Genomic DNA, 18,710 nt, shown 5'->3' with positions numbered 1-18,710 from the left:
CGATGAGACTTCCACCGCAACGGCCAGCCGATCAGGGAACGCGGACAGGCATCAACAAGTACAGATAATCGTCCTGGCCGGCACCACGCAGAACAGCGGGCTTCATTGGATCCATCGTCGCCAGTGTGACGTCGTCGGCATCGATCGCGTCAATCCCGGCGAGCAGATAGTCCGGGTTGAATGCCACGGTCATCTCGGTGCCCTCGTACTGTGCATCGATCTCCTCGACAGCGTTGCCGACGTCTTGAGTGATCGCGGTGAGTTGCACCGTGTCGCCACCGAGCGTCATTCGCACCGGAGTTGAATCCTGCGCGAGGATCTTCACGCGCCGGATCGCTTCAATGATTGCCGGCTTGCTGATGGTCAACAGGTTCGGGTAACTCGACGGAAGCAGATTGCGATAATTGGGAAACTCGCCCTCGATGAGACGTGTGCTCAAGCGGGTCGATCCAGCTTCAAAGGTCGCTTCACGTTCTCCAAGGCGCACCGTGAGGCTCTCTTCGTTGCCCATCAACCGCTGCAGCTCGGAAAGAGCCCGGCCGGGAATCAACACTTTCTGGCCCGAACCCAACATCGACGACTCCGGGAGATCGCGCACAGCCAGTCGATATGAATCAGTTGCAACCATCCGCAGCCCGTCGTCCTCGGCAGCGAGCAGCACACCGGTCAGTACAGCTCGGGCATCGTCGGTCGACGCCGCACGCACAACCTGGCGGAGCGCATCGGCCATGGCGGCTGCAGGCAGGGTCACCGCATCAGCGGCCGGCTCGGACTGAGCCGGGTAATCGTCGAGCGAGAGTGGGCGCACAGAAAATTGTGACCGACCGGCACTGATCGACATTTCAGAACTGCCATCACCCGCCGCCGACGAGTCCGCGAGATCAACCTCGACAGCACCTGCGGGCAGCGCTTTGACAATGTCGCCGACGAGGCGAGCAGGAACCACCGCGGCTCCATCACGTTCGCCACCGACCTCGATGGTCAGCCGAATGGTGAGCTCGAGGTCCGTTCCGGTAATGGTCAGCGTGTCGCCAACCACTTCCATCCGGACTCCCGCGAGAACCGGGAGGGTGCCGGTGCGGTTGGTGGCTGCACGACCAGCCGAGCCAAGAGCATCGGCAAGGACGTCACGTTCGCAACGAAACTTCACAGTGGGCACTTCTCCTCATGAAGGGATGTTTCACAGAATAATGTCAGTAGTAGGTGCTGTGGATTGGGGACAACAGCGTGTTGTTGCAGCGTAGAGGGCGTTCGCGCGCACACAGGTGATAGCCCCGTGATGCACAGGTTGCTGCTTACACGCGTGTTGTCCAGTGGACAACGCCGCGTTGTCCCCTTTTCTCGTGGAACTTGCGCGGTGGTGTGTCCCCTGAGAACTGAGAGTTGTCCACCGATATTCGCGCGGAGCTGCAATGTCTTCGCGCGGTCGGTGACTGTCAGGCAGGCATGACGATGTGGAGACTGGGCCATCAGGTCATGCTTTCAACTGTTGTTGGAGGTCGGTGACCTGATCGTAGATCTGCTTGCGCTCGCTCATCAGCCGCTGGATCTTTTCGTTGGCGTGAATCACCGTGGTGTGGTCGCGACCACCGAAGAGCCGAGCGATCGCGGGATAACTGAGATCGGTCATCTCACGGAAGACGTACATCGCAATCTGTCTCGCGGTCACGAGTGGACGCTGCCGGCTCTTTCCTTTGAGTGCTTCGACCTCGAACTTGAGGATGCTGGCGATCTCAGCCAGGAGCTCTTCGTCGGTGCGGTGCTTGGGTTTGGTGTCGACCATGAGGTCAGCGAGCTGCGCCTGTGCGAGTTCCGTCGTAATCGGCTGGCCACTTAAACTTGCGTAGGCGGTCACTCGAATGAGGGCACCTTCGAGTTCGCGGATGTTGGTCGCGATGTTCGTTGCGATGAAGTCGAGCGTTTCGTTGGGGACTTCGACGCTGTCCCGCTCCGCCTTGTTGCGCAGAATCGCGGTGCGTGTTTCAAGGTCAGGTAACTGAATGTCAGTGAGGAGACCCCATTTGAAGCGACCTCGAAGTCGTTCTTCCAGTGTGGGAATCGCATCGGGCATGCGATCGGAACTGATGACGATCTGCTTGTTCGCGCCGTGCAGCGAGTTGAACGTGTGGAAGAACTCTTCCTGGAGACCTTCTTTGCCGGCAATGAACTGAATGTCGTCGATGAGGAGCACATCGATGTCGCGGTAACGACGTCGAAGCGCATTCGTAGTGTTCTGTCGAATGGCTTCGACGTACTCGTTCATGAACGTCTCGGTCGACACATAGCGCACTTCGTGGTGCTGGTAGTTGTCGTGGACGTAGTGGCCGATGGCGTGCAGTAGGTGGGTTTTACCCAGACCAGCAGAACCGTAGATGAACAGCGGATTGTATGATCTACCAGGTGTTTCTGCGACTCGCAGGGCTGCGGCCAACGCGAATTGGTTGGATGCTCCCTTCACGAAATCCTCGAAGGTGTAACGCGGATTGAGGCCGGCTTCATCGACGCGGTCGCCGTTCGTCGACGAACCGTTCATCCGTGTTGACTCGATTGACCCGGGACGCAGCGGTGCTGAAGGCGACTCATGTCTGGCTGACGCAGTGTCGATCAACGGATCCGCCTCGATGACATCTGGGACTTCGGCAACGGCATCGCTCGTCGCGACTTCGATGTCAATGGTGCGATGTCCTTGATTGGCCTCGTCGAGCGCGTCGGTCACGAGTGGGAGATAGCGCGTCAGAATCCGGTCACGGACGTACGCACTTGGGGCAAGCAGCCGCAATGTTTCAGGGCCGGACTCAAGGGGTACGACGTCCTGAAACGTCGAGAACCAGACGGATTCTGCAAGTTGCGAACGCAGAAACAACGTGACTTGCGTCCAGACGTCATCGGCGTCGCTCACCTGATATCACTCATTGAAGATTCCTGACCGGTGTTCGTTGCTGGTGAATTGTCCACATAGTTATCCCGATGATGTGGAAAGGTGGCTGATTGGGGACAAGCGGACGACCATAGCACCTCAGACACAACACAGAACAACGAGAGAAATATCGCTGTGACCAGGGGTTTTGCGCATCCGTGAGTCCTGTGGACAAAGAACAGTGATGTCATTTACTCTCAATTCATCGTTTCAACACCGACAACCAAGCAGACGAACGCTCCGCACAGGGATCGATGATGTCGTGACATCGAAAGTCAACGATGATCGTCACCACGCAGGATGGTTGACGCGGTGGTTGGGAGTCGCGCCCATTGGGTCGTAGCATTGTCGGGTCAGTCCGCGACTCGACACGGCCACCGCGTTTGGTGGGCTCGTCGAAGTCACCTTGCGGAACTTGGCTCGAAACGTCCGAAAGAGATTGTCGTGAAGCGCACATTCCAACCCAACAACCGCCGCCGGAACCGTAAGCACGGCTTTCGTGCCCGCATGAGCACCCGCGCCGGCCGCGCGGTGCTCAAGTCCCGTCGCGACAAGGGCCGGGCCCGTCTGTCCGCCTGATCGATCAGCTTGATCGATCGCATCCGTGACCGTGACGCATTTGTCCGCCTTCGGCGCGACGGCGTTCGCGTCCGGAGTGCACCCATGTGGTGCTCTTTTGTCGCTGACCCCACCGTCGTGCCGCCGCAGGTGGCCTTTGCGGTCAGTCGCGCACTGGGGAATGCGGTGACCCGCAATCGCCTCCGGCGCCGTTTACGCGTCATTCTCTCGAACGCTGACGTACCGAATGGGCTCCTGCTCTTCGGTGGTCGCCCTCCACTCGCCGAACTGACGTTCGCTGAGTTGGAGATCCGTGTCGCTGCTCTCCTCGCCGCAGCTCAGCACGCCCGAGCACACCCATGACCGCGATGCAGACCGCTGCACTCGATGCGTCGGATCTGCCGGATGTTGATGCCGACTGTGCGGATCGCGACCCGTGCGGGCATGAGCACCGACACGGGCACCAAGACCCCAGGGGTTCATGGTTACAGCGACGCGTCGTGGCGTCCATCTTTTTCTACCAACGAGCGCGCGAGGGCAAGCCTTCACCCTGTCGTTTCTTCCCGTCGTGCTCGGCGTATGCGCTTGAGGCTGTGGAACTCCACGGTTCATGGCGCGGCGGTTGGCTGACGGTGCGGCGCTTGCTGCGTTGCCGGCCGCTTGGACCATCGGGCTTCGACCCGGTTCCTGAACATCGCTCACCGACGTCATCAGACTCTCCCCCAACGACTCACGTACAGAAAGGCGGATGACATGTTTGAAATTCCCGCTGGTTTGCTCGCCTGGTTCTACAGCCTCACGAACGACTACACCTTCGCAATCGCGCTGATCGCTGTCGTGGTCATGGCGATCACGACACCCCTGACGTTGAAGAGCACGAAGGGCATGCTCGAGATGCAGAAGCTTGCGCCTGAGATGCGCAAACTGCAGAACGAGCATCGGAACGACCGCCAAAAGCTCAACGAAGAGATGATGAAGCTCTACCAGGAGCACAAGGTCAACCCGGCCGCCTCCTGTTTGCCGATCGTGGCGCAGATGCCGATCTTCCTCATCATGTTCCGCATCTTGCGCGGTCTCGTGTATCGCCCCTCCGAAGCAAATGGTTCCGGGCCGATCGCCGAGGCAACGTTGCGGGCAATCGATGGCTCACGTGACGCAAGTCCGGGCTTCATTCCCCGCTACTTGGCGATCGACTCCGATCTCTACCAGTCGCTGTACGACCAAGTGGAAATGCCGTCGTTCGGCCTTGATCTTTCCAAGTCTGCTGCCACGGCGATTGGTGAGGGTCTTGGTGAGGGCCTCATTTACGCCCTGCTGGTGGTCGGGCTTGGCGCGTTGTACTTCGGCCAACAGAAGATGGTGGCTGCTCGGGCGACGATTAGCCCGTCGATGTCACCAACACAGCAGAAGTTGATGCAGTACCTGCCTGTCTTCTTCGCTGTCTTCCAGATCTTCTTCCTGTCGGCGCTCGTCGTCTACTACATCTTCCAGACACTGCTCCGCATCTTGCAGCAGTACTACATCACCAAGAAGTTCTACGGCGGCGACGATTCGCTGGGGCGTCAGGCCCAACGTGCTGGCGAGGCGGCCAAGGAAGAAGCAAAGAAGAGCGGTGAACCCACCGGGATGCTTGCGCAAGCAAAGCGTGACCTTGGAGGAGCCAAGGGCACCGAGAAGGAAAAGAGCGAGAAGAACGCCGGCAAGAAAGCCAAGGACGACGCGGCGAAGCCGTCGCCAGTGACCAACAAGCGGGTGACTCCTTCAAAGAGTCGGCCGACGCCCTCGGGCGACGGCAAGGGTCGGCCGACGCCGACGCGTAAGGAAGCCGAGGCGGCTCGGTCAGCGCGTCCCAAGTCGTCGAACAAGAAGAAGCGTTGACCCAGCAGTCATGCTGGTCGAAAACACTACCGAGCAGAAAAACAGTCGTGTGCCAACCGCATGAAGCGGTGGCCTGTCGAAGAAAGAAGAAATACTGATGGAATGGGTGGAAACCACCGGAAAGACCCTGGAAGAGGCACGCGAAGCGGCACTCGACCAATTGGGTGTAGGCGCCGATGAGGCTGAGTTCGACGTGGTCGAGGAACCGAAGGCTGGTCTGTTTGGCCGCACTCGAGGCCAGGCCCGACTTCGTGCTCGCATCAAGCCGACACCAGCACGTCCGAAGCAAGAGCGGAAGCGTCGATCGAAGAGCGACAAGTCCGGCAGCGACAAGCCAAAAGCAAAGGCAAGTCAGGCCAAGCCGGACAGCGGAGCCAACCAAGAGGCTTCCGCTGAGGAGACCACCGGTAGCGCCGATGGCGACGCCGCTGAACCTCGTCAGCGATCCTCCCGTGGCCGCGGTGGCCAGCGGGGCGGAGGCCGCAACGGAACGAACAACAACAGCCAGGAGAAAAAGATGAGCAACGAAGAACGTCCACAGTCCGACGTGACTCCCCAAGAAGTGGGCGACGCTGCGGTCTCATTCATGAACGACCTGGTCACGGCGTTCGGTGCGGACGGCGAGTCCGAACTCACCGTCGACGGCACTGAGCTGGACGTGCAGGTGCGCGGGGATGACCTTGGCCTCCTCGTTGGCCCCGGTGGACGAACATTGAACGCTGTTCAGGACCTCGTGCGCGTTGCTGCTCAGCGTCGCCTTGGCGACCATGAGACTCGGCTGCGGATCGACGTCGCTGGCTACCGCGAGCGCCGTTCGATCGCCCTCGGGAAGTTTGCTGCCGATGTTGCTGCACAGGTCCGCGATAGCGGTGCGGCGCGCTCACTTGAGCCGATGACGTCGGCTGACCGCAAGGTCATCCATGATGCGCTCAATGATGAAGAGGGTGTCGCGAGTTCGTCGTCTGGTGAGGATCCGTATCGCCGGGTCATCGTCGAACCCGCCTGATTGGGTCGCACTACCTGACATACTCGGCGCCGTGAGTCATTCAACTCAAGGCGATGAGGTCGAAAAGAATTTGCACGAGGCGCTGGGACGATCCCAGCGCCTCGGCTTTTTGGGGGATTGGCCGATCCCTGAGGTTGTTGAGCATGCTCGGGTATTCGTCGCCGCACTCGATGGTGTCACTGGTGCAGTGATCGATTTGGGTGCTGGGGGCGGTGTTCCCGGGTTGGTGGTCGCCACCGATCGACCAGATCTGCAGTTGACTCTGCTTGATCGAAGGACCAAACGCACCGACTTCCTGGCACAAATGGTCCGACGCCTGGATCTCGACGGGCACACCAAGGTGCTGGCCGCAGATGTGGACGATGCGATTCAGGCAGGGCACGTCGGTTTTGATGCTGCCATCGCTCGAGGCTTCGGACCTCCTGAATTCACCTTACGGTCAGCGGTGGCGTGTGTCCGTCCCGGCGGTGTGATCGTCATCAGTGAGCCGCCGAGCGGTGATCGGTGGGACCCGGAATTGCTTCGTGAGCTCGACGTGGTCAGAACACCGTCCGACGACCGCGTGGTGCGCTTTGTTGTTGGCCCGAGGGCTGAGTGACTCGTCCTGCGGACCGAGTCTCCCAGACAGCTGTTCAGAGTCTCGACGTTGACACACACCGCTTCCCGGCACTCTGACCAGGGGTGATGCAGCAAGCCTCGACCCAACTTCCATCGTTGTCAGTTGAGTCGAGGGATGTTTCACGTGGAACACCGCGCGTGACGCGGAGGTTGAGGCTCGCGTCAAGACCGGGGTGGTTGCACGTGAATGTTCCACGTGAAACATCGATGACTGGATCCCTGGGAGCCGAAGATTTCAATGAAGAGATCCCGGTGAAATGCTTGTATCGCGAGCGTGGATCGTGCACAGTATGCTGGTCCCGCGAGCGCGTCACCTGATGCCCGCCATCCGTCGTCTGGAGCATGTGTGTCGGACACCGGGGATTTCCCCACAGAATCGAACACCCCATCAGCTGAGTCTGTTGGGTTTCTCGCGTCCGAGGCGACGCCAGCGCCGCCTGAAGCTGCACCGTTGGCGTCCGGCAAGAAGTTGCCGCGGATCATGGCGGTCGCGAATCAGAAGGGTGGCGTCGGCAAGACGACGACCGCCGTGAATCTTGGTGCGGCGCTTGCGGACATGGGTCTACGCACGCTCTTGATTGACCTCGACCCTCAGGGCAACGCGTCCACCGGACTCGGGATCGAGAATCGTGGTCTTGAACTGTCGATGTATCACGTCCTCATGCACGAGGAATCACTCGATAATGTCGTGGAGCCGACCGACGTCAAAGGCCTCTTCGTGGCGCCAGCGTCACTCGACTTGGCTGGAGCAGAGATCGAGTTGGTTCCGGCGTTTAGTCGTGAGCAGCGACTGAAGCGAGCGATTGAGGCCGTGATCGATGATTACGACTATGTGTTGATCGACTGTCCCCCATCGCTGGGCCTCCTCACGGTGAACGGTCTGTCTGCTGCCAATGAGGTCCTCGTGCCGATTCAGTGTGAGTACTACGCGCTTGAGGGCCTCGGACAGTTGCTCCGCAACGTCGACTTGGTGAAACGCAACTTAAATCCGACGCTTGATCTGAGCACGATTCTCTGCGTGATGTACGACGCCCGAACAAAGCTGGCGGGACAAGTCGTCACAGAGGTTCGAGAGCACTTCGGCGAAAAGGTACTGCGCAGTGTGATTCCACGCAGCGTGCGCCTGTCTGAGGCACCATCGTTCGGTCAGCCGATCACCACATTCGATCCCCGCTCACGTGGTGCGATCGCTTACCGCGATGCCGCCAAGGAGGTGCACGCCAATGTCACGCCGTAGTGGTCTTGGAAAAGGTCTCGGGTCGCTGATCCCGGCAAGCGAAGTTGCTGATGGTGGTGCTGGTGCTTCGTTGGCGGAGGTGCCGACCGCGTCGGTGTCGCCCAACCCAAATCAGCCTCGCGTGCACTTCGCTGAAGAGGGCCTGGTGGAACTCGCCGCCTCGATCTCAGAGATGGGCGTGCTGCAGCCCATCCTCGTGCGGCCCAAGGACGATGGCGAGTACGAGCTCATTGCCGGCGAACGGCGTTGGCGTGCGGCGCAGCGAGCAGGCCTCACGACCGTTCCGGCGATCATTCGGACCACCGATGATTTGAGTTCAGTTGAGCAAGCACTGGTGGAGAACCTCCATCGTCAGGATCTCACACCGTTGGAAGAGGCCGCCGCCTTCCAGCAGTTGATCGAAGACTTTGGGATGACTCATGACCAAGTCGCGACACGCGTTGGGAAGAGTCGTTCAGCTATCACGAACACGATTCGTCTGCTCGGGTTGCCGCCGGCCGTCCAGAGTCTGCTCGCGGACGGGCAGCTCTCCGCCGGTCATGCTCGTGCGCTCCTCGGTACACCGGATCGTGCCCGTCAGGAGGTGCTCGCTCAGGCAGCAGTGGCCGAAGGGTGGACCGTACGCGCCACGGAGCAGGCCGTCCGTGGCGGTGATGTACCCGTCGCCGATGCGCCGGGTGTAACGCCCGTTCCGAGCGGTGGTGGCGCCACGATCGACGGCGCTGGGCTGACCCCGGCAACGCAACTCCGGCCGCCGGGCCTCCTTGAACTTGAGGAGCTGTTGGCAGATCGTCTTGACACCCGTGTCTCAGTGTCGATGGGTCCCAAGCGGGGTCGCGTCACGATCGATTTTGCCGATTTGGTAGATCTGGAGCGGATTTACCGCCTGATGACTGGTTGAGCGGGTTCAGACTCTCAACTCTCAATCCAAATCCCATCACTGTCATTTATCCACAGTTCATCCCCAGGTTGAGGATGAAGTTTATGGTTGAGCACCGAAATCTGGTCGAACACCACGCACATCGGTCAATCTTGTCTCGATAGCTACATTCCGTGGTCGAGTAATGAGGTTCGAGTCGAGGGATACTCACACGGTGTGTGGAAACCTGTGGATAAACTCTCACGCGCGAGTGAGGTGTTGCGACTGGCCTTCAGTCGGACGGAACAGGCAGCGGCGCGTCGCCCCACATGCGTGCTGCATCGACGACGGCGATGGTCAACGCACCGGTGGCGTCGACGACGTCGCGGACTGGACCGACCGAACACAGAACCGCCGGCATCCGCGTTTCGCGTAGAACAGGCAGCCGCATCCCGCGTAGCGTGGGCGCAATTGGCAAGACGCCGTCGAGTTGGCGTACGAGGTGTGCGCCGAGCGACCGTCCACCGACTGACTCGAACGAAGGTACGGCAAAATAGGACACGTCAGCACAAACATTCGGGCTGGCTTCGAAACCGATGTAAATCGTTGCACCGAATCGGTTTGCTGCGGCTGCTTGGGCGGCCGCGTCGTACTCATCGGTCGACATCACCGTGGCGCCTTGCTGACGCAACGCTCGAGCGACTGAGCGTCCAATGGAGCTGAGTCCTCCGAACTGACCAACGACGATCCGCAGTGTGTGGAGCGAGGTGGTGTGGCGGACCGACTCGAGTTCTCGGACCGATGCGACCCCAGGACCCGAACCGCTCTGCCGGCGCAGTACATCAAGCATGTGCACGGTCTTGCGCCCGCAGATGCCGTCGGCATTCAGCCCGCAGTTGCGTTGAAAGTCCGTGAGCGCGCGAATGGTTGCCGGTCCCAGAATGCCGTCTGGCCGACCGCAATCGAATCCAACATGGTTGAGGGCGCGCTGGAGATTCTCAATGTCGTCACCCCTGAGCTGGGGCGCACTGAGGACAAGGAGTCGGTCGCCGAGTTTCCAGCCTGCTTCAACCAGGGCCAACCACGATTGCTCGTCGCAGACACCGCTGGCGTGCAGGCCACGCGCTTCTTGGAATTGCTGGAGGGCTGTCTCGGTGGACGAGCAAAATGAGCCCGCCTCCGCACCAACCGGGTTGTGCCCGGCGGCACCGAGGCGGCGCTGCAAGTCTCGAATCGGTTCACCGTGTTGGCCCCGCTGGAGCGGGAACGGCGTCACTTCGTGGGAAGAAATTCCTCGAGCTCCTGGAGAAGGGCGCCCTTGCTCTTGGCGCCGACGAGACGCTTTTCAACCTCGCCACCCTTGAACACGAGCAGCGTCGGAATGCTCATGACGTTGTACTTCATGGCGAGATCGGGGTTGTCGTCCACATTCAACTTGGTGATCGCGATGTTGTCACCGTGTTCCGCGCTGATCTCTTCGAGAATCGGCGCGATCTGCTTGCACGGGCCGCACCATTCTGCCCAGAAGTCGACGACAACGGGGACCTCGGAAGCTCCGACGGTCTCGTCGAAGGTGCTGGTGGAGAGATTGGTGATTCCGTTTGCCATGATGGGCATCCTTTCAAACTGCGGGTCATGCCCGAATTGCTGGACGTTTGCACGACATACGGCCGTGCGTGTCCAATGATTGTCAACCTGACAGTGGGGCCGGATATTCCAGCCTGTCAGTCGTGAGTTGCTTCGAGCCAACGTTCGGCGTCGATGGCGGCCATGCAGCCCGAGCCTGCGGCAGTGATGGCCTGGCGGTAGATCGAATCTTGCACATCACCACAGGCGAACACGCCGTCGACGTCGGTATAGGTCGAATCGGGCTTGGTGTGCAGGTATCCGGTCGATTCATCCATGTCGAGCTTGCCACGGAAAATGTCGGTATTCGGCTTGTGGCCGATGGCGATGAACAGCCCGGTCACCGGCAATTCGCTCTTTTCGCCGGTCTGGGAGTGAGTGATCTCGACACCGGACACTTTGTCGTCTCCGCGAATCGCGCTGACCTGAGCGTTCCACAGGAACTCGATCTTGGGGTTGGCGTGAGCTCGGTCTTGCATGATTTTCGAGGCGCGGAGCTCGTCACGGCGGACGATGAGGGTGACCTTGTCGGCGAACTTCGTGAGGAAGGTGGCTTCCTCAAGTGCAGAGTCACCGCCGCCGACGACGGCGATGTCGTGCCCGCGGAAGAAAAAGCCGTCGCACGTCGCGCATGTCGAAAGGCCGTACCCAATGAGACGCTCCTCTTCGGGGAGGCCGAGCATGAGGGATTGTGCGCCGGTGCTGACGATGATCGAGTTGGCGTAGTAGTCCTGGTCGCGCACGCTCACCTTGAACGGGCGGACGCTGAAGTCGATGTCGGTCGCCTTGTCGGTGATGATTTCGGTGCCGAAACGCTCGGCTTGGGCACGCATTTCGGCCATCAAGTCGGGGCCCATGATGCCGTCACGAAAGCCGGGAAAGTTCTCGACCTCAGTCGTGAGCATCAACTGTCCACCCGGCTGATCGCTGGTGCTCGACGGCTCGCCTTCGATCATCAGCGGCGCCAGCGACGCTCGAGCGGTGTAGATGGCAGCGGTCAGCCCAGCGGGGCCGGAGCCGATGATGATGACGTCGCGGATATCAGACGGTACGGGCGTGGACATGACGTCCTCCGGGGGAGTGATCGAGGATTGGATTCAGGAAGCGTTTGCGTTGCGCTTCCGGAACAACCACAACCCGATGAGGCTCAGGATTGTTCCCACTGCGAGATAACTCACGTAGACCGATCGCTCGTGATCGAACCAGTTGCTGAGGGCCTCGTGCGCACCGCGGGTGACCATGACGAGCGCGATGATGACCGCGAAGACGCCGAGCAACACGGCGATGATGCCGAAGACCAAGCCACGTGCGGCATACACCAGCGGTGTGGTGGTCTTGTCGCGGATGTTGCCCACGAGTCGGACAACGGTGTCAGTGGTCTCGTCGGCCCAGTTCGGATCGGTCAGCGGATTGGCTGGCATAGTGCGATCAGACTAGCCGCGAGCACCGAGAGAGTCCTCACGAACCTTGCGCGGCGGTTGGAATGAGGGCTGGAATTTCCTCGCGGATGCTGCTCAGGGGGAGGGCAGCGGCGTGCGCGCAATGACGGCACAGTTGTTGTCGCTGTAGGCGACTGCTTCAGCACGGGAGTTGTTGATGCCCACGGCAATGGGGCCGTCGACGGCGCCCGGCGTTTCCCAGAGAGCGAATCCCACGAATTCGTCGATCAGGCCACAGAGGTCGACTGGTGGAGGCAGCGTCGTGTCGGGGGCAGCGTCTGCAGTTGATTCGGCGTCCGTCAGGTCGGATCCCGCATCGGCCGCATCGGGTTGCACTTCCTCTCCGGCCAAGGTGCGCGAGATGACCTTGGCGTTGGCGAAGTCGGCAAGTTCGGCATCACTACTCAGAACCTCAAGGTCGTTGTCAGCCGGTGCCTCTTCGGGGCCACCCTGGATCGCATCGGATGCGGGTGCCGGGACTGCTGCAACGGCGATGTCGTCGGTGGATTCGCCGTCCTGGTCGAACGTTTCCGCGGCCGCCGCTTCCGGCCCACTCTCGAATTCCGCGGACACTGGTGCATCGAAGCTGTCGCCGGTGTCTGCGCTTTCGCTGGCCGAGCTGTCATTTGCCCCGCCTGTGTCAAGCGCATCGCGCACGACGAGGCCGGCGCCAGCGAGGACGACGACGGCAGCAGCGACGGTGAGCACGCGCGTGCTCACCGGCTTGCGTTGTGCACGTCGATCGCGAAGCGACGTCGGGGCAGTGATTGATGCACCGCCCGCAGCGCCAGCGGCATCGGTGCCGACCGGTGTCGCGTCGCCCATCTTCTCAGCAAAGGGCAATCGGTCCCACGCCTCGAGTGCTCCCGCCAGGTGCCGTTCGCGGACCGAGATCGGGGCGGCCTCCGTGTCACCGAGGACGGCGCGAACCTGACGAAGACGCTCGACTTGGGCGAGCAATGCAGGGTCAGCCTCGATCTGGGCGCGTTCAGCTGCAGTGGTGTCGCCGTCGAGATACGCGCTCGCCAGGGTGATCAGGTCGTCGGTCATGTTGAATCAGTTGGACGTTCAGCGATGTGGCGCTGGTTCCCAGGATCGGAGAATTCTTCTGGCTCTGCCGATTCGCCACGCGAGCCGGTGAGGAGGTCATCGAGACGCAGGCTGTTGGCGAGTGCGGACCGTCCTCGAGCGATTCGTGACTTCACCGTGCCGACGGGGATGTCGAGGACGTCCGCAATCTCGTCGTAGTCAAGGTCAGCGACATCACGAAGCACGACGACTGCCTTGAAGTCGTCGCTGAGGTCGCCGAGCGCGGCGTCGATGGCGAGGCGGTCTGCGATGGCATCGACGCGCTTTGCTGCCATTGGGTCGACCTGTTCTGGTTCGCCGCCGTCTTCTTCTCCGGTGCGAACTGAGTGCAACGACGGGCGCCGCTTGCGCTTGCGGAGTTCGTCCAACGAGGCATTGGTGGCAATCCGGTACGCCCAGGTGCTGAACGCGGCGCGGCCATCGAAACGGGGCAGGCTGCGCGAGATCTTGATCAATGCCTCTTGGCACGCGTCGTCGGCATCACTCGTCCCGCCGGTGACTCGGCGACATATGGCGTAGATCCGGTCGTAGTGGCGGCGCAACAGCTGATCGAGCGCGTTGCGATCGCCGCCCTGCGCCGCGGCGACGAGTTCGTCGTCCGACAGCGGTGCCATCAGACCAGCGCGATCTCGCCCAGGCGCCCGCGGAATGGGCGGGCTTCGCTGCAGTTGTCGCCGTTGCCGAGCTGGCGGAGCAGAACGAGCACATGTTGTACCGGGCTCTCGGGGATGTTCGAGATGACCGTGCCCGGTTGGGCGCTGAACTCCTGTGCGCCCAGCTGGCGATCCCAACCGTCGAACGACGTGGGAACGCTCTCGTTGGCCGAGGTGTAGAACTCGATGATGTACGGCCCGGTGAGCGCGTCGACGGTGATTGCTCGTTGCGCTGGAGCGTCGAAGGTTGCGACCAGTCCGACGCCGTATTTGCCGCCCATGAACTCTCCGTCATAGCAGGAGGTCCGCCAGAACGTGGAGGAGTCACCGTCGGCGAGGGCGAGGACTGCTTCGTCATCGTTCTCCTCGCCGTCGTCGCCGTCGGGGTCATAGGCCTCGATTGATGCGATGCTGTTGATCGCATTTGCTTCGCCGGTGGCAAGGCCGGGGACTTGTTCGGTGACGCCGTCTCCCGGTGCGTTGCCGTCGTCGGCCACCGCTTCCTGGTCGCTCGGTGCAGGCTCTGCGCCGGCGGGAAGCACGGAGGTCGGTGCGCTGCCAGCACCGTCGTCGCTGCCGAATTGCACACTCACCCAGAGCAGTATCGCGACGACTGCGGCGAGCAACAAGAGTCCACCGATCACGGTGAGGGACGGCGTTTTACTCTGGGCCATTCCCTTTGCTGGCTTGCCGCGCTGCGCTCCACCGGCGTTTGGCGTGCGGTCACGCTGTTGCGTGGGAATGACGGCGCCGGCGTTCGGAGCCGCTTGCACCGGAACAGAACCGGTGATGCGTTGCGGTTCGCCGGGGATTCGGCGCTGCGGAGGCAGTGGTGCCGGAGCTGCATTGCGGGAATTGATCGGTGCCTTGCCCGCTGCGCGGGAGTTGCCTGGCGTGGGGTCACGACGTGTGCCACTTGGCGGAGACGGGGCTCGTGTGGCACGTCGTCGGTCGTCGGCGCGTCCGTCGAGGTCTGACGGAGCGCGCCGGAGCCGGCCCGCGGAGAACGGTGCGACCGGCGAATGCTCGTGCGGTGTGTCATCGATTTCAGGGGGACCCTCGGCTGCTGCTGCTTCGAGTGCAGCGACGAGGTCAGCGCCTGTCGCAGGCCGATGCACAGGGTTGCGGGCCAACAGTTGGTGGATGATGGTGACCAAGCTGGTCGGCAGCGTCGCGCGGAGGCGGTTGAGGTCGGTCGGGTCACGTTGCAGCCGGGCCAGCGCGGTGTCGGCGTCGGTTTCACCGAGGAACGGCACACGACCAGCAAGGCATTCATAGAGCACGAGGCCGAGGGAGTAGAGGTCGGCACGGCCGTCGAGCTTCTTGCCCCGGACCTGCTCCGGTGACAGGTACTTGGCGGTGCCCATCATGATGTTCTCGCTGGTGAGGTCGTCGCCGCCTGCAAGCGCCTTCGCAATGCCGAAATCAGTCAGTAAGACGCGCCCATCGGGGGTGATCATGATGTTGCCGGGTTTGACGTCGCGGTGCACGAAGTTGTTCTCATGCGCGTGGTGCAGCGCTGCCGCGGTGCACGCACCGATGTGCCCGGTGAGCTCCGGTGACAAGCGCTTCTGTGTGTCAAGCAACTGACGGAGACTCTTGCCATCGACGAGTTGCATCACCACTGCTTGGCGTCCGTCGTGTTCGAACACGTCGTGCACGGCGACGATGTTCGGGTGGTTCAGGCTTGCTGCCGCGATCGCCTCGCGTCGGAACCGTTCGGCCACCACTTCGTCAGAGGCGAGCATCGGTTTGAGCCATTTGACGGCGACTTTGCGGTCAAGGGTGAGGTCGACCGCCAACCAGACTTCGGCCATCCCGCCTTGGGCCAGCCGTCGCTTGAGCTGATAGCGCTCCGCTATCAGCGTTTCGGCAGGAGGCAGGGCAGACATGATCGCTTGGAACGCTAGTGCTCCCGGCCCGACTCTTCAGGGCAATGATTTGTGACGTGACCAGGCGGGCGCAATGTCAGGGGACTTCGTGGAATGCCACGCCGATCGTCCCTCGCCCGCCGTGGGTGCCGATGACCGGACCGATTTCACCGACGACGATCTCGCCGTCGTAGTACGGGCGGAGCATGTCGACGAACGCGTCGACGTCGCTGCAGTCAGCGTGCATGACGGCGAGGTTCTCGCTGTTCCCTTCGAAGCTCTTCACCTTGTTGACGAGATAGGCCAGCGCCTTGGATCGTGTGCGCTGCTTGCTTTCCTGCTCAACGACGCCGTCGGCGACTTCGATGATCGGCTTGATCGACAATGCGGTGCCGAGCAACGCGCGGGCGTTGCCGATTCGGCCGCCCTTCTTCAGGTTGTCGAGGGTGTCCAGCGCACCAAAGACGCGAGTGCGTTGAGCGAGCGAGGTGGCAAGGGCTTCGACGTCGTCGATTGAGGCACCGTCGTGCCCTGCTCGAGCACACGCCAGGGCGATTGTTCCAAGCCCCATCGTGACCGTTCGGCTATCGACGATCCGAATATCAAGGTCCAGCGATTCGTCCGACGCAATCGAGCGAGCAGCGAGTTCCGCGCTTTGCATGGTTGCCGACAGTGCGCCCGACAGAGAGACGACGACGACGCCGGCCGCACCTTCGGCTGCGAGTTCGCGGTACACGGTTTCGAATTGGCCAGGAGCTGGTGCGGCGGTCTCTGGCAGGGTGTCGGAGCCGACGACGCGCGTCCAGAATTCCGCAACGGTGAGCTGCTCGCGGTCGATGAACTCTTCGTCGCCGAACCGAATGCTCAGCGGGACGATGATGATGCCGAGTGCAGCGGCGACCTCGGCGGGCAGGTCACAGGAGCTGTCGGTGACAATGCGAACGACTCCGGACGAGGGGCTCGAGGCGGGCGTGCTGGACGGTGCTTCACTCACGGGTGAGAAAGGTTACTGCGATCACGGCGCAGTGGCGTCGGCCGGCTCCGGGTCTGCTCGGCGCTTCCGCCAGCTTGCGAACCACCAGGCGCCGAGCATCAAGAGAAGCCCGCCGGTGAGTACCTGTCCGAGACCAGTGAGGCTGTTGACGCGCGCAGTCAGTGAAACAGGATCACCCAGCGGTTCACCGACCGGGGTGAGCAGTTGAATGGACACGGGAGACGTGCCGTTCGAGCGCGCCCGCACCGGCACCTGAATGTCGGTGCTGTCGTTGGCCCGGAGCGAAATGATTCGATTGTTCTCCGGAAAGGTGAGCTTGGCGGATGTGAGCTGCACCATCACATTGAGACGCTCGTCGCTGTTGTTCGTGAGGCGGAGCGGGATGTTGTCCGAGCGGCCTGTCAGCGTGAAGGTGAACGGATCGGGCAGAGTCAACGCTGACCTGATGTCGCTGGCCTCAGCAGCGACTCCCTCGATGACTGCTGTGGCCGCAGCGTCACTCACGCCGTTTGAGAGCAGGACGTCGAGTTGCTCGAGCCAGATGGGGAGCCGCTCATCACCGTCGTCGAGCATCGACGCGGTACTGATGAGGTTGAGTGTGGTTGCCTCGATGGTCGCCAGGCGCGCGGTGAGGTCGGGGCCGGCGACATCGGGCAGCACGAGTGGAGTTCCACCGGGCGCACTCTGCGTGTCGGTGGTGCCAACGAGCGCGGTGGGCGCAACGACGTCGATGTCAGGCGTGGTTGTGGCCATTGCCACGAATGCATTGATCAATCGCGGGTCGGGCGGAGCGAGGTCGTCGAGGCCAATCAGCTTGCTGCGCCGAACGGTGCGACCTTGGCTCCGGTGATCGAGAATGACGGCAGCGACGGTCCTGATTGCCCACTCGGTCTCGGTCGATGTGGCCAGGGTCGCGTCAGCTTGCTCCGGCGCGAATTCTTGGCTGATCGGGTCGGTGAGCAGAATCGGGAGCGTGCCGCCGTCGGGCAGCTCGACGTCGACGAATCGGTCCGTATCGGGGCGCTCGCCTCCCACGAAGTCGTCGTAGCGGTTCGGCGTCATCAGGAGATAGCGCACGCCGAGGGTGCGCAGCAGTTGTGCTCCCGGCGCGCTGAGGGCAGTATCGACGACGCGTACGACTCGGGTCGGGGGTCGAGACAGCGCGGCGGTGATGCTGTCCTCGCCGCGTTCAAGGGCCTGGGTGTACCGGTCACCAATTCCCGCCGCGACGGCGGAGGACACATCAAGATTGATGTCGCTCAGGGCCACGAACTCGTCGTCCGCGACTGTCTCGGTGATGTCATCGCCAGCGGCACCATCCAACGCGGCGGTGAGCATTCCGGGTGGAATAGATGCCAGCAGTGGAGGATCGATCTGAGCGGCTGCAGCAAGGATGTCGTCGGCGCGCTGGGCGGCAGCGGTATCGCCGTTGCCACCGGTCCCTGGCGGGCGTTCGGCTGCGGTCACGATGGCGAACTGCACAGGTTCGGCCGGGCGGTTGATTTCGCCCACCCCTGCGCGGCGCTCGACGAGCGTGCCGTGAGTGCCGATGAGGTCATCGTCGATCAGGAGTTGCATGCGCAGGGGGTACACGCCAGGAGTCGGGAATTCCAGGCTGTCGGGGCCACTCAGTTCCGAGTCACCGCCGACGTCGGTCGGCAACGTCACCGTCAGGAGCGCAGTGTTGGCATCGACCACCTCGACCGCAGCTCGGACGTCGGGAATTCGGACGCCGTCGATGTTGTCCCGAAACGCGCCGGGAGCGGCCCGATCGCCGAGCAATCTGTTGGCGTCGTCGATGTCAGTGATCGTGGCGAAGTTCGCGACGTCGACCGTCAACGTTCGTCGCGGCGGCACGGTCGTGGTCGGCGCTGGGGCGGCGGTGGTGACTGAGGGCAGCGGAGTCGTGGTGGATGCGATCGGGGCGCCCGGATCCGTCGGAGGAACTGTGGTCGTGGTCGTCGT

The 18,710-nt window shown here is 62.0% G+C and carries 19 protein-coding genes; 8 read left to right on the top strand and 11 right to left on the bottom strand.

What is annotated here, in order from left to right; translation table 11 throughout:
* Nucleotides 1-31 precede the first annotated feature (31 nt).
* The gene (gene dnaN / locus ACH2DW_RS11110) at nt 32-1,150 is read right to left on the bottom strand and encodes a DNA polymerase III subunit beta (protein WP_394929817.1); all 1,119 of its coding nucleotides are present in this window, start codon (nt 1,148-1,150) and stop codon (nt 32-34) included.
* Nucleotides 1,151-1,474: 324 nt separating this feature from the next.
* Nucleotides 1,475-2,899 (bottom strand): chromosomal replication initiator protein DnaA, encoded by a 1,425-nt coding sequence (gene dnaA / locus ACH2DW_RS11105; protein WP_394929816.1) that lies wholly within the window; start codon nt 2,897-2,899, stop codon nt 1,475-1,477.
* A gap of 456 nt (nt 2,900-3,355) precedes the next feature.
* On the opposite strand from dnaA, the gene rpmH reads away from it, so the two are divergent.
* The 8 genes from rpmH to ACH2DW_RS11065 all read left to right on the top strand — a co-directional run bounded on the left by rpmH (nt 3,356) and on the right by ACH2DW_RS11065 (nt 9,115).
* A complete protein-coding gene (rpmH, locus tag ACH2DW_RS11100) occupies nt 3,356-3,496 on the top strand; it encodes a 50S ribosomal protein L34 (RefSeq protein WP_394929826.1) in 141 nt (46 codons plus the stop codon).
* 9 nt (nt 3,497-3,505) lie between these two features.
* Nucleotides 3,506-3,838: a ribonuclease P protein component gene (locus tag ACH2DW_RS11095; protein WP_394929815.1), complete on the top strand. Its 333-nt coding sequence runs from the start codon at nt 3,506-3,508 to the stop codon at nt 3,836-3,838.
* Nucleotides 3,835-4,227, top strand: a complete 393-nt coding sequence (yidD, locus tag ACH2DW_RS11090) for a membrane protein insertion efficiency factor YidD (RefSeq protein WP_394929814.1) — start codon at nt 3,835-3,837, stop codon at nt 4,225-4,227. Before ACH2DW_RS11095 ends, yidD begins: the two co-directional genes overlap by 4 nt.
* A 1-nt stretch (nt 4,228) precedes the next feature.
* Complete coding sequence (gene yidC / locus ACH2DW_RS11085; RefSeq protein ID WP_394929813.1) at nt 4,229-5,353, top strand: membrane protein insertase YidC; 1,125 nt, start codon at nt 4,229-4,231, stop codon at nt 5,351-5,353.
* A 97-nt stretch (nt 5,354-5,450) separates the two neighbouring features.
* On the top strand, nt 5,451-6,359 hold the full coding sequence (gene jag, locus ACH2DW_RS11080; RefSeq protein WP_394929812.1) for an RNA-binding cell elongation regulator Jag/EloR: 909 nt from the start codon (nt 5,451-5,453) through the stop codon (nt 6,357-6,359).
* Nucleotides 6,360-6,390: 31 nt separating this feature from the next.
* The gene (locus tag ACH2DW_RS11075) at nt 6,391-6,957 is read left to right on the top strand and encodes an RsmG family class I SAM-dependent methyltransferase (RefSeq protein ID WP_394929811.1); all 567 of its coding nucleotides are present in this window, start codon (nt 6,391-6,393) and stop codon (nt 6,955-6,957) included.
* 366 nt (nt 6,958-7,323) lie between these two features.
* Nucleotides 7,324-8,214 (top strand): ParA family protein, encoded by an 891-nt coding sequence (locus ACH2DW_RS11070; protein ID WP_394929810.1) that lies wholly within the window; start codon nt 7,324-7,326, stop codon nt 8,212-8,214.
* Nucleotides 8,201-9,115 (top strand): ParB/RepB/Spo0J family partition protein, encoded by a 915-nt coding sequence (locus ACH2DW_RS11065; protein ID WP_394929809.1) that lies wholly within the window; start codon nt 8,201-8,203, stop codon nt 9,113-9,115. The genes ACH2DW_RS11070 and ACH2DW_RS11065 overlap by 14 nt, the downstream gene beginning before the upstream one ends.
* A gap of 250 nt (nt 9,116-9,365) precedes the next feature.
* On the opposite strand, the gene ACH2DW_RS11060 is transcribed toward ACH2DW_RS11065, so the two are convergent.
* The 9 genes from ACH2DW_RS11060 to ACH2DW_RS11020 form a co-directional block, all read right to left on the bottom strand.
* Entirely contained in the window at nt 9,366-10,349 is a 984-nt protein-coding gene (locus tag ACH2DW_RS11060) for a peptidoglycan-binding protein (RefSeq protein ID WP_394929808.1), read from the bottom strand.
* A complete protein-coding gene (gene trxA, locus ACH2DW_RS11055) occupies nt 10,346-10,681 on the bottom strand; it encodes a thioredoxin (RefSeq protein WP_394929807.1) in 336 nt (111 codons plus the stop codon). The genes ACH2DW_RS11060 and trxA overlap by 4 nt, the downstream gene beginning before the upstream one ends.
* A gap of 116 nt (nt 10,682-10,797) precedes the next feature.
* Nucleotides 10,798-11,763 carry a thioredoxin-disulfide reductase gene (trxB, locus tag ACH2DW_RS11050; protein WP_394929806.1) on the bottom strand — a complete coding sequence of 322 codons (966 nt, stop codon included), beginning with the start codon at nt 11,761-11,763 and terminating at the stop codon, nt 10,798-10,800.
* Nucleotides 11,764-11,796: 33 nt separating this feature from the next.
* Nucleotides 11,797-12,120 (bottom strand): hypothetical protein, encoded by a 324-nt coding sequence (locus ACH2DW_RS11045; protein ID WP_394929805.1) that lies wholly within the window; start codon nt 12,118-12,120, stop codon nt 11,797-11,799.
* Nucleotides 12,121-12,213: 93 nt separating this feature from the next.
* On the bottom strand, nt 12,214-13,188 hold the full coding sequence (locus ACH2DW_RS11040) for an anti-sigma factor family protein (protein ID WP_394929804.1): 975 nt from the start codon (nt 13,186-13,188) through the stop codon (nt 12,214-12,216).
* Complete coding sequence (locus ACH2DW_RS11035; protein WP_394929803.1) at nt 13,185-13,841, bottom strand: RNA polymerase sigma factor; 657 nt, start codon at nt 13,839-13,841, stop codon at nt 13,185-13,187. Before ACH2DW_RS11035 ends, ACH2DW_RS11040 begins: the two co-directional genes overlap by 4 nt.
* Entirely contained in the window at nt 13,841-15,772 is a 1,932-nt protein-coding gene (locus ACH2DW_RS11030) for a protein kinase (protein WP_394929802.1), read from the bottom strand. The genes ACH2DW_RS11035 and ACH2DW_RS11030 overlap by 1 nt, the downstream gene beginning before the upstream one ends.
* A gap of 76 nt (nt 15,773-15,848) precedes the next feature.
* Entirely contained in the window at nt 15,849-16,745 is an 897-nt protein-coding gene (locus ACH2DW_RS11025; protein ID WP_394929801.1) for a DegV family protein, read from the bottom strand.
* Between the two features lie 21 nt (nt 16,746-16,766).
* Nucleotides 16,767-18,710, bottom strand: a 1,944-nt coding sequence (locus ACH2DW_RS11020) for a DUF6049 family protein (protein ID WP_394929800.1), incomplete at its 5' end; no start/stop codon positions are given.

The sequence above is a fragment of the uncultured Ilumatobacter sp. genome (assembly GCF_963980585.1).
Taxonomy (GTDB): Bacteria; Actinomycetota; Acidimicrobiia; order Acidimicrobiales; family Ilumatobacteraceae; genus Ilumatobacter_A.
Note: the sequence above shows the minus strand (reverse complement) of the source record. Positions and strands in the feature narration are given on the sequence as shown.